This is a genomic window from Streptomyces sp. NPDC002476, from assembly GCF_042889785.1.
GTDB lineage: Bacteria > Actinomycetota > Actinomycetes > Streptomycetales > Streptomycetaceae > Streptomyces.
Window position 1 is genome coordinate 344,347 of the sequence record NZ_JBIARH010000001.1, and the last position, 9,726, is coordinate 354,072.

A 9,726-nucleotide genomic window follows, 5' to 3' on the forward strand; every position below is an offset into this window, starting at 1 on the left:
CGTCCACGTGCGCGGTCCGCCGACACGGCCGATGCTTGATCCGTGATGGACGAGACGGAGTTCTGGGAGATCATCGACAGCACCCGCGAGGACGCCGAGGGCGACCCCGAGGATCAGGCCGACCTGCTCGTCGAACGGCTGGTACGGCTCGATCCGGAAGCCGTGCTGGATTTCGCCCGGCACTTCGAGGCCCGTTACAACCGCGCGTACCGCTGGGATCTGCGGGGCGCCGCCGCCGTGCTGCTCGGCGGGACGGGCGACGACGCCTTCGACTTCTTCCGCTGCTGGCTGATCGGGCAGGGCCGGGAGGTCTTCGAGGGCGCGCTGCACGATCCGGACGCCCTCGCCGATCTCCTCGACGACTTCGACGAGGAGATCGACGGGGACGGCGAGGACCTCGGCTACGCCGCCGACGAGGCGTACGAACAGCTCACCGGCGTGGTCGACCCGGATCTCGGGCTGCCGGCCCAGCCCGCCGAACCGGAAGGCGTCCCGCTCGCGATCGAGGACGAGGCGAGCCTCGCGGAGCACTTCCCCGCGCTCTGGGCGCGCTTCCGGGGCGACTGAGCGCGACCGGGCGCGGCTCACCCGCCGATCTCGCGGTGCGCTGCCTGCACGAGCTCATCGGCGGCATGCGACTGTTCGGCGACCGAGCCGGGGGCGCTAAGGGCTGTCCCGTAATCCGTGGCGGACCAGCGCGCGGCGTCGGATGTGGTGCATCGCAAGGCGGAGGGGCGTCCGCATACTGGACGCATGCGGACGTTCCGACAACGCGGCGAGGTGCCGCAGCTGTCGTCGCGCGCCCGCCAGGGATTACGGGACAGCCCTTAGGGCGGATCAGGGGGCGAGCGAACGCCCCATCAGGACGTCGTCGACGTAACGGCCGTCGAGGAAGAACTCGCTGCGCAGCACGCCCTCGACGACGAATCCCTCCGACTCGTACAGGGCATGCGCGGGCGCGTTGTGCCCGAGCACCCGCAGTGTCATCCGGTTGGCGCCCCCGTCCCGTGCCGCCGCGCACGCGGCCCGCAGCAGGGTCCTGGCGACGCCCCGGCCGCGCGCCCAGTCGGCCACGGCCAGGCCCTGTATCTGGCGGACGTGGGAGTTGCAGGGCAGCGGAGTCGGCGGAACGACCCTGATGTACCCGGCGATGGCCGTCTTCCCCGCCTCGTTCTGCCCCTCGGCCACGAGCAGGTCCTCGGGGCGGTGGCGGTCGTCGAAGAAGGGCGGGTACGGCGGCTGCGGCCTCGGCATCACCGCGTGCAGGGTCGACCAGGTGGCGCGGTCGAGTTCTCCGAGGGCGTCGTCGTCGGAGAGGTTCGCGGGGCGCACGGAACAGGCCGGAGGCGTGTGGATGTCTTGCATGCGCGCCACTGTGCCACGCAGCCCACCCGTCGGAACAGCTCTTTTCGTCCGTCGGCGGACCGGCCCCGCCCCGTGCCGTCGGCGGCCCGGTGGGGCCGTTCTCCCACCCGGTCGGCCCGGCCGCTGGGGCATCCGGGAACGCCTGCGGCAAGATGGGGCCATGCTGCCCTCCCGTATCGCCGTCAGCGGATCGTCCGGACTCATCGGAGCGGCGCTCGTGCGCTCGTTGCGGGCCGACGGGCACGAGGTCGTCCGCCTGGTACGACACCCGGCGCGGGCCGGCGACGAGGTGGAGTGGGACCCCGAGCGCCGGTACGTCGACGTGGCGGGCCTGGTCGGCTGCGACGCCGTCGTCCACCTCGCCGGGGCCGGGGTCGGCGACCACCGCTGGACACCGGCGTACAAGCGGGAGATCCGGGACAGCCGGGTGCACGGGACGACGGCGGTGGCCGAGGCCCTCGCCTCGCTGGACGTGCCGCCGAAGGTGCTGGTGTCCGGGTCGGCCATCGGCTACTACGGCGACACCGGGGACCGGGCGGTCGACGAGAGCGCCCCGGCCGGCACCGGGTTCCTGCCGTCCGTCTGCGTGGAGTGGGAGGCGGCGACGGCGGCCGCGCAGGAGGCGGGCGTACGGACCGTCCACGCCCGCACCGGTCTGGTCGTGGCCCGCGCCGGCGGGGCCTGGGGACGCCTCTTCCCGCTGTTCCGGGCGGGGCTCGGCGGACGTCTGGGCAACGGGCGCCAGTACTGGAGCTTCATCGCCCTGCACGACGAGGTCGCTGCGCTGCGGCACATCCTGGACACGGAGTCGCTGTCGGGCCCGGTGAACCTCACCGGCCCCGACCCGGTCACCAACGCCGAGGTGACCGCCGCCATGGGCCGGGTACTGCGCCGCCCCACGCTGCTGACCGCACCGGCACCGGCCCTGCGCCTGGTCCTCGGCGACTTCGCCGAGGACGTGCTGGCCAGCCAGCGGGTACTGCCCGGCCGGCTGCTGGACTCGGGCTTCGCGTTCGCCTTCCCCGGCATCGACGCGGCGATCCGCGCGGCGCTGCGCTGAACGGCCCGCGCCGCTCCGTACGACACCGTGCCGGACGCGGCGCGGAACACCGGTCCGAACGCGGCCGTGCACCACCCCCACCGAGACCGAACGCTCCGTACACCACCACCCGGCACCACACCGAACGCGCCTCGCGGCGCCGCGCCCAGCGCACCGTGAAGGGCACCGGCGCACACCGGTCGCGCCTCTCGGACGCGCGGCCGTCCGCGCCCGCCACCGAATCGGACGGACGTGCGACCCCGTGCAACGGTGCCCCGGGCGCGCGCGTCTGCGACTGTCCCGGCCGCCCTCCTAGCCTCCTTGCGAACTCCGGTACTCCGGGGGCCCGTCGGGGACAAGAGCCCCCACCGGTTGCGACGGCTCGGGGAGGGCACGTGCTCAGCTCGGCACATCACGCGGACGTCGTCATCATCGGGGCAGGCATCGCCGGCCTGTCGGCCGCCCACCGCCTGACCAGCGCGGGAGTGAGCGTCAACGTCCTGGAGGCGAGCGACCGGGTCGGCGGCCGAATGACCACGACCGAGTCGGACGGCTTCCTGCTCGACCGCCTCGGACCGCTCCTCAGCACCGCGTACCCGGAGCTCCGCCTCACGCCCGCCCTCGAAGGACTCGCCCTGCGCCCCTTCGCACCGGGGCCGCTCGTCCACAGTGAGGGCCGCCAGTACCGGACCGGCGACGTACGGGGCGCGCGGGGCGCGTTCAAGGCAGCACGCGCCCTGGCGAGCTCTCCCCGGCCGCCGATGGGCGGGCCGATCGACCAGGCACGGCTGGGTGCCGCCCTGAACCGGCTCGCCGCCACCCCGGCGTCCCGCATCCTGGCCCGGCCCGAGCAGACCGCGCTCGCCGCCCTGTCCCACCGGGGCCTGCCTTCCCGAACGGTCAACGGCTTCCTGCGCCCGCTTCTTTCCGCGCTCCTGAGCGACCCGGAACTCACCACGTCCAGCCGCTGTGCCGACCTCGTCCTGCGCGACTACGCGCGCGGCAGGCTGTGCGTGCCGGCGGGCGGTGCGGGCAGGCTGCCCGAACTGCTCGCGGCCTCGCTGCCGCCCGGCACGATACGGACGGGGGTCCATGTCACGGCCGCCGACATCACCTCGGTCCGCACCAGGGACCACGGCGAACTCGGCTGCCGTTCCCTGCTGTTGGCGACCGGCGCCGGTGCCGCCGCCGCATTGCTGCCCGGTCTGCGGGTGCCCACCTTCCACCCGGTGACGGTGCTTCATCACACCGCGCCGGTTCCCCCGCAGACCGGTGCCTCACTTCTGCTCGACTCCGACCGTTCGGGTCCGGTCGCGCACACGGCGGTGATGAGCGCGGTCGACCCCGCGCGCGCCCCGCGCGGCCGGACGCTGATCAGCTCGACGGTGCTCGGCACCCCGCCGCCGGACCTGGACCGCGCGGTCCGTTCCCATCTCGCCGTCCTGTACGGCACCCCCACCGACGACTGGGAGCTGCTGGCCGCCCATCACGACCCCGAAGCCGTCCCCGCGATGCCCGCGCCCCACGATCTGCGCCGCCCGGTCCGGCTGCTCGCCGGGCTGTACGTGTGCGGCGACCACCGCGACACCAGCACGGTCCAGGGCGCCCTGTTCTCGGGGCGTCGCGCGGCCGAGGCGATCCTCACGGACCTGGGCGTGCGCCCGGGGCGCGGAGGAAAGGGCGACGGAGGCGGTAAGGCACTCCCCGAAGCCGCGTGACGCCTCCGGCCCGGGCCGCCGGAGCGGCGTGACCCCCGGCAGGAGCGGCCCGCCGGACCGGGGCGGAGAACGGCTCGCCGTCACCTCGGCGAGGTATGCCCCGCCCCGGCGCGACTCGCCTCAGCCCAGCGCGGCGACCCGTTCGCGGTATCCGCGCACCGCGGCCGCGTCCCGGTACGGCTCCAGACGGCGCTCGAAGTCCCGTACGTACTCCGTCGCCCGTGCCGACCGCATCTCCATCGCCTGCTGGGCGGCCTCGGCGCCCAGCAGGCACGCCTGGTCCAGCTCACCGAGCCCGAGCCGGGCGCAGGCCAGCACCACCCGGCAGAACAACCGGCTGCGGGCGTACACCGGCGCGCGGAGTTCGAGGGAGCGCTCCGCATGCTGCGCTGCGGCGCGGTACTGCTGGAGGTCGCGATGGCAGTGCCCGAACTCGTCGGCGAGCTGGGCCTCGTCGAAGTGCCGCGCCCAGTGCGGGACCTCGTCCCCGGGGCGGGCGATCTCCAGTGCGCGTTCCGCCCGTGCCAGCGAGGCGGTGCAGGACCTGGCGTCGCCGAGCACCCCGTGCCCACGCGCCTCGACGGCGTGCAGCAGGGACTGGACGACGGGCGGCGCCGACGAACCGATGCCCTGCTGCGCCACCCGGGCCAGCTGCACGGCTTCCCTGCCGTGCCCGAGATAGACCGCCTGCCGGCTCATGGTGATCAGGACGTAGCTGCCGTACGCGCGGTCCCCCGCGGCCTGGGCCAGCCGCAGCGCCTGGACGAAGTACCGCTGGGCCAGGCCGTGGGCCGCGATGTCGTACGAGGTCCAGCCCGCCAGCCGGGTCAGATCGGCGGCGGCGGAGAATAACCGGCGCCCGGTGGCCTCGCCGTACGTGCCCCGCAGCATCGGCTCCGTCTCGTGCTCCAGGTAGCGGACGAGCGCCTGGCGGGCGTGCCCGCCGCCGTAGGTGTGGTCGAGGGTGCGGAAGAGTTCGCCGACCGATCGGAGGGCGGCGACATCACCACCGCCGACGCGCTGGCCGGGGCTCCGCTCGGTCTGCCGCTGCCGGGGCACAGCGGGACCGCCGGGCGGACCGACGGGGGGCCCGGGCGGCGCGGGCGGTCCGGCGGGCCGGGACGGACCCGGTCCTCGCGTCCCGACGTGGCCGCCGTGCATGCCTCCGGGCCAGTGCACCCCATGCGACCCGTGTGCCCCGTGCGACCCGCGTGCCCCCTGTGTTCCGGCCCCCTCGGACGTCCGGACCCCGCCGGGCGTACGGCTCCCGGCCGCGTCGCCCGGCACCGGCGCGGCGGACTCGCTCCCCCGCGCCACCCACTCATCGGCCCGGCCGATCAGCCAGTCCCGGCTGGGCACGACGAGCCCGGCCGGAGTGAAGGCGATCTTGCGCAGCTCGGCGTGGCTGCCCGAGTCCTTCCGCCACAGTCCGCTGACGATGTCGACGGCCTCGGCGGGCGTGGCGGCGAACTCCAGGCCCGCGTAGACCGGAGCGCACGCGTCGAGGCCCAGGTCCTGCGCGGAGAGCCGGCGGCCGAGTCTCCGGGTGAAGACCTCGGCGATCAGCGCCGGCGTGGTGCCGCGCGGCTGCTGACCGCGCAGCCAGCGGGTCACGGAGGTCTTGTCGTACCGCAGGTCGAGGCCGTGCTCCAGACCCAGTTGGTCCACCCTGCGGGCCAGGCCGGCGTGCGAGAAGCCGGCCTCGGTGATGAGGGAGGCGAGTCGGCGGTTGGGGGTGCGCTGCGGAGGTCGTTCCGACATCAGCTGTACGGTCTCCTGCCTTCGGGGCCGGCGGGCAGCCCTAATGGAACGGCGTGAATTTAGCGGCCCTCGCCCAGGCCCAAGCCGCCTTCACTTCGCTTTCATCCGATCGTGTGAGGATTGAGGGCGGTGCTGACGAGGGTCGACGGAATCCACCTGCCGGTCCGTCTCCCCGGTACCGGACGTACAGTGGCTCGGGGCTGATTCAGTGCTGGTGACGCGGCTCCGGGCACTCCCGGCTCCCGCCACCACGAGTAGGGAGGCATCTGTCGTGACCGAGCTCCGGTTCGTCCGGCTGGGATTCGGCGAGGAAGCCGTCGACTACCAGGTGGCCTGGCAGAAGCAGCGCGAGGTGCACGCGGCCAGGTTCGAGGACGCCGTCCCCGACACCTGCCTGATGCTGGAACACCCGCCCGTCTACACGGCGGGTCGGCGCACGACCGACAGCGAGCGCCCACTGGACGGCACCCCGGTCATCGACGTGGACCGGGGCGGCAAGATCACCTGGCACGGCCCGGGCCAGCTCATCGGCTACCCGATCCAGAAGCTGCCCCGCCCGGTGGACGTGGTGGCGCACGTCCGCCGGCTGGAGGAGGCGCTGATCCGTACCGCCGCCGAGTTCGGTCTGGAGACCACCCGGATCGAGGGCCGCAGCGGGGTCTGGGTGCTGGGCGACCCGGTCGAGGACCGCCCGGCGTTCGGCGGTCTCTCCCTCGACTTCGACCCGCGGCTGACGGACGAGGAGTTCGACGCGCGGCTGCACGGGCCCGAGTACGCCCCGTCCAACGCGGGCCAGCGCCGCGAGGACCGCAAGCTGGCCGCGATCGGCATCCGGGTCGCCAAGGGCGTGACCATGCACGGCTTCTCGTTCAACGTGAACCCCGACACCACCTGGTTCGACCGCATCGTGCCGTGCGGCATCCGGGACGCGGGCGTCACCTCGCTCGCGTACGAGCTGGGCCGCGACATCACGATCGCCGAGGTGCTGCCGGTCGTCGAGAAGCACCTCAAGGACGTCCTGGAGAACGCGGAGCTCGCCCCGCGCGCCGTCGAACGCCCGACGGACGCCGTGGCCACGGCCTGACGGCCGGGACGACCCGGTGACGGCCCGGTGACGGCCGAGGCGGTCCGGTGACGGCCGGAGCCCGGTGCCCCGGGCGGTCCGGTGACGGCCGACGGGGGCGCGGGACGTGCCCGCCGGGAATAGGGCCTGCCGGCCACAGGTTGGCCAGTCGTAAAGCCGTGTGAACCACGGGCGTACCCTGGTGTCCGCCGAAGAATCCAATGCCGAAGCAACCGAAGCAACCAGTGCAGTGAAAGCAAAGGGGAGTGCCGGAGTGTCCGCTGTCGCACCCGACGGGCGCAAGATGCTGCGCCTGGAGGTCCGGAACAGCCAGACCCCCATCGAGCGCAAGCCCGAGTGGATCAAGACCCGGGCGAAGATGGGTCCCGAGTACAGCCAGTTGCAGAAGCTCGTGAAGAGCGAGGGTCTGCACACGGTGTGCCAGGAGGCCGGCTGCCCCAACATCTTCGAGTGCTGGGAGGACCGCGAGGCCACGTTCCTCATCGGTGGCGACCAGTGCACCCGGCGCTGCGACTTCTGCCAGATCGACACGGGCAAGCCGCAGGCGCTGGACCGGGACGAGCCGCGCAGGGTCGGTGAGTCCGTCGTCGCCATGGACCTGAACTACGCCACCATCACGGGCGTCGCGCGCGACGACCTGGAGGACGGTGGTGCCTGGCTGTACGCGGAGACCGTGCGCCGGATCCACGCGATGACCGCGGAGCGGGAGGCCGGCCGTACCAAGGTCGAACTGCTGATCCCCGACTTCAACGCGGTGCCCGAGCAGCTCGCCGAGGTCTTCTCCGCGCGCCCCGAGGTGCTCGCGCACAACGTCGAGACCGTGCCGAGGATCTTCAAGCGGATCCGCCCCGGTTTCCGTTACGAGCGTTCCCTGGAGGTCATCACGCGGGCCCGTGAGGCCGGTCTGGTGACCAAGTCCAACCTGATCCTCGGCATGGGCGAGACCCGCGAGGAGGTCAGCGAGGCGCTGCGCGACCTGTACGAGGCGGGGTGCGAGCTCATCACGATCACGCAGTACCTGCGCCCGTCCGTGCGCCACCACCCGGTCGAGCGCTGGGTGAAGCCGCAGGAGTTCGTGGAGCTGAAGGACGAGGCCGACGCGATCGGCTACTCCGGCGTGATGTCCGGGCCGCTGGTCCGCTCCTCGTACCGCGCGGGCCGGCTCTTCCAGCAGGCGATGGAGCGGCGTGGCGCCGCCACCACGGCTCCCACCGTGTGAATCCGCCCACAGGCGAATACTCTCCGGTCACCACCGGTCCGAAGCGGCCCCGTGCGCTCCTCGCAGGTCAAAGGCGCATATGGGCCGCTTCGGCGTGCGCCGCGTCCGGATCGAGGTTTCATTGGTGTGTGGCCGACCGGTCATACGCTGGTCACACCGGACAGTGACGCTGGGTGCTCACGGCGTGGTGACATCAGGTGGTCGCAGCACGGTGACGCCGGGCGGTCACGCCGCGGCGGCACCCCGCGCCGCTGTCGCCGCCACCGTCCTGTCCCCCGCACCCACTCCACCGCCCACCCACTCGCTTCCCCGCTCACTTCGCGCAACGCGGTCCGGAGCAGTCCGCCCCGGTCCGTCCCATCCGGGCAGCCGGGTACGCGCGGCTCGTCCGCACGACCCGGTCCGCACATCCGCTCCGAGGAGATCTCCACGATGCAGACCGTGCCGGTACGCGCCACCCCCCTCCCTTCCGTCACCCATGCTCTTCGCGCCGTCGAGTCGCTGCTGCTGAGCGGCGGCCAGCGCACCGCCCGCCGCAACGCCTGGACCGCCGTCCTGGAGGACCGCCGCCGGGCCGAGGACCGCGTGGAGACCGAGCACGTACTGGCCGGGCACGTACCGGAGGCCGCGGCCGACCGTCGTTCCTGAGCCACGTAAACTTCTGTGCATGGCGAGGAAGGCAAACACTGAAGGCGCGGAGAGCGCCGAGAACGCGGGGCGGCTCAAGCAGATCGCCCTGACCTACAAGATGACCCGGCGGACCGATCCCAAGGTCGGTCTTGTCGTCGCGGGCGTGGGAATCGTCACCTTCGGTGTCCTCCTCGGGGTCGGCTTCCTGATCGACCACGCGGTCTACCTGGGCATTCTGGGCTTCGTACTGGCTCTCCTCGCGATGGCGATCGTCTTCGGGCGGCGTGCCGAGCGCGCGGCCTTCGGGCAGATGGAGGGGCAGCCGGGTGCCGCGGCGGCGGTGCTCGAACGAGTGGGCCGCGGCTGGACCACGACCCCTGCGGTCGCGATGAACCGCAGCCAGGACGTCGTCCACCGCGCCGTCGGCAAGGCGGGCATCGTACTGGTCGGCGAGGGCAACCCGAACCGGGTGAAGCAGCTGCTCGCGGCCGAGAAGAAGAAGATGGCGCGCATCCTGATCGACGTGCCGGTGCACGACATCATCGTCGGCAACGACGAGGGCCAGGTGCCGCTGAAGAAGGTGCGCACCAAGATGCTGAAGCTGCCTCGGGTGCTCACCGGCCCGCAGGTGACCACCGCCAACGACCGGCTGCGCGCGATGGGCGATCTGATGAGCAACATGCCGCTGCCGAAGGGTCCGATGCCGAAGGGCATGCGGATGCCTCGTGGCGGCGGGAAGATGCGCTGACGCCCGACGCGGCGGAAACGGAAAAGAGGGTGGGGCGGACCGATTGGGTGCGCCCCACCCTCTTTTGCACCGTCCTGCGCCGGTCGTTCCATGCCGGTGGGCCCCTGCCGCCGGACGGCCCGGTCGACGGGCCGGTCTCAGTTTCGGGCCTGGTCCGCGCGG

General features: G+C 72.9%; 9 protein-coding genes. 7 read left to right on the forward strand and 2 right to left on the reverse strand.

Annotated features, from left to right (window positions below; all coding sequences use genetic code 11):
* Nucleotides 1-45 precede the first annotated feature (45 nt).
* Nucleotides 46-567: a DUF4240 domain-containing protein gene (locus ACFYXM_RS01495; protein ID WP_389285934.1), complete on the forward strand. Its 522-nt coding sequence runs from the start codon at nt 46-48 to the stop codon at nt 565-567.
* Between the two features lie 270 nt (nt 568-837).
* Here the strand turns inward: ACFYXM_RS01495 and ACFYXM_RS01500 are convergent, their stop codons facing one another.
* Entirely contained in the window at nt 838-1,365 is a 528-nt protein-coding gene (locus ACFYXM_RS01500; protein ID WP_389285766.1) for a GNAT family N-acetyltransferase, read from the reverse strand.
* A 160-nt stretch (nt 1,366-1,525) separates the two neighbouring features.
* Here ACFYXM_RS01500 and ACFYXM_RS01505 point away from each other — a divergent pair, with 160 nt between their 5' ends.
* On the forward strand, nt 1,526-2,425 hold the full coding sequence (locus ACFYXM_RS01505; protein ID WP_389285768.1) for a TIGR01777 family oxidoreductase: 900 nt from the start codon (nt 1,526-1,528) through the stop codon (nt 2,423-2,425).
* Nucleotides 2,426-2,799: 374 nt separating this feature from the next.
* On the forward strand, nt 2,800-4,122 hold the full coding sequence (locus ACFYXM_RS01510) for an NAD(P)/FAD-dependent oxidoreductase (RefSeq protein ID WP_389285770.1): 1,323 nt from the start codon (nt 2,800-2,802) through the stop codon (nt 4,120-4,122).
* Between the two features lie 120 nt (nt 4,123-4,242).
* Here ACFYXM_RS01510 and ACFYXM_RS01515 read toward each other — a convergent pair whose 3' ends face one another.
* Nucleotides 4,243-5,883, reverse strand: a complete 1,641-nt coding sequence (locus ACFYXM_RS01515; RefSeq protein ID WP_389285772.1) for a regulator — start codon at nt 5,881-5,883, stop codon at nt 4,243-4,245.
* A gap of 271 nt (nt 5,884-6,154) precedes the next feature.
* Here ACFYXM_RS01515 and lipB point away from each other — a divergent pair, with 271 nt between their 5' ends.
* The 4 genes from lipB to ACFYXM_RS01535 all read left to right on the forward strand — a co-directional run bounded on the left by lipB (nt 6,155) and on the right by ACFYXM_RS01535 (nt 9,564).
* Entirely contained in the window at nt 6,155-6,967 is an 813-nt protein-coding gene (gene lipB, locus ACFYXM_RS01520) for a lipoyl(octanoyl) transferase LipB (RefSeq protein WP_389285774.1), read from the forward strand.
* A 253-nt stretch (nt 6,968-7,220) separates the two neighbouring features.
* Entirely contained in the window at nt 7,221-8,186 is a 966-nt protein-coding gene (gene lipA, locus ACFYXM_RS01525) for a lipoyl synthase (RefSeq protein ID WP_389285775.1), read from the forward strand.
* 432 nt (nt 8,187-8,618) lie between these two features.
* Nucleotides 8,619-8,834 (forward strand): hypothetical protein, encoded by a 216-nt coding sequence (locus ACFYXM_RS01530; protein ID WP_389285776.1) that lies wholly within the window; start codon nt 8,619-8,621, stop codon nt 8,832-8,834.
* A gap of 19 nt (nt 8,835-8,853) precedes the next feature.
* Nucleotides 8,854-9,564: a DUF4191 domain-containing protein gene (locus ACFYXM_RS01535; protein WP_389285778.1), complete on the forward strand. Its 711-nt coding sequence runs from the start codon at nt 8,854-8,856 to the stop codon at nt 9,562-9,564.
* Nucleotides 9,565-9,726 lie beyond the last annotated feature (162 nt).

Bases quoted from the DNA above. Each gene is read 5' to 3' on its own strand.
- ACFYXM_RS01495 (WP_389285934.1), top strand. From the start codon at position 46: ATGGACGAGACGGAGTTCTGGGAGATCATCGACAGCACCCGCGAGGAC.
- ACFYXM_RS01500 (WP_389285766.1), bottom strand. From the start codon at position 1,365: ATGCAAGACATCCACACGCCTCCGGCCTGTTCCGTGCGCCCCGCGAAC.
- ACFYXM_RS01505 (WP_389285768.1), top strand. From the start codon at position 1,526: ATGCTGCCCTCCCGTATCGCCGTCAGCGGATCGTCCGGACTCATCGGA.
- ACFYXM_RS01515 (WP_389285772.1), bottom strand. From the start codon at position 5,883: ATGTCGGAACGACCTCCGCAGCGCACCCCCAACCGCCGACTCGCCTCC.
- ACFYXM_RS01530 (WP_389285776.1), top strand. From the start codon at position 8,619: ATGCAGACCGTGCCGGTACGCGCCACCCCCCTCCCTTCCGTCACCCAT.
- ACFYXM_RS01535 (WP_389285778.1), top strand. From the start codon at position 8,854: ATGGCGAGGAAGGCAAACACTGAAGGCGCGGAGAGCGCCGAGAACGCG.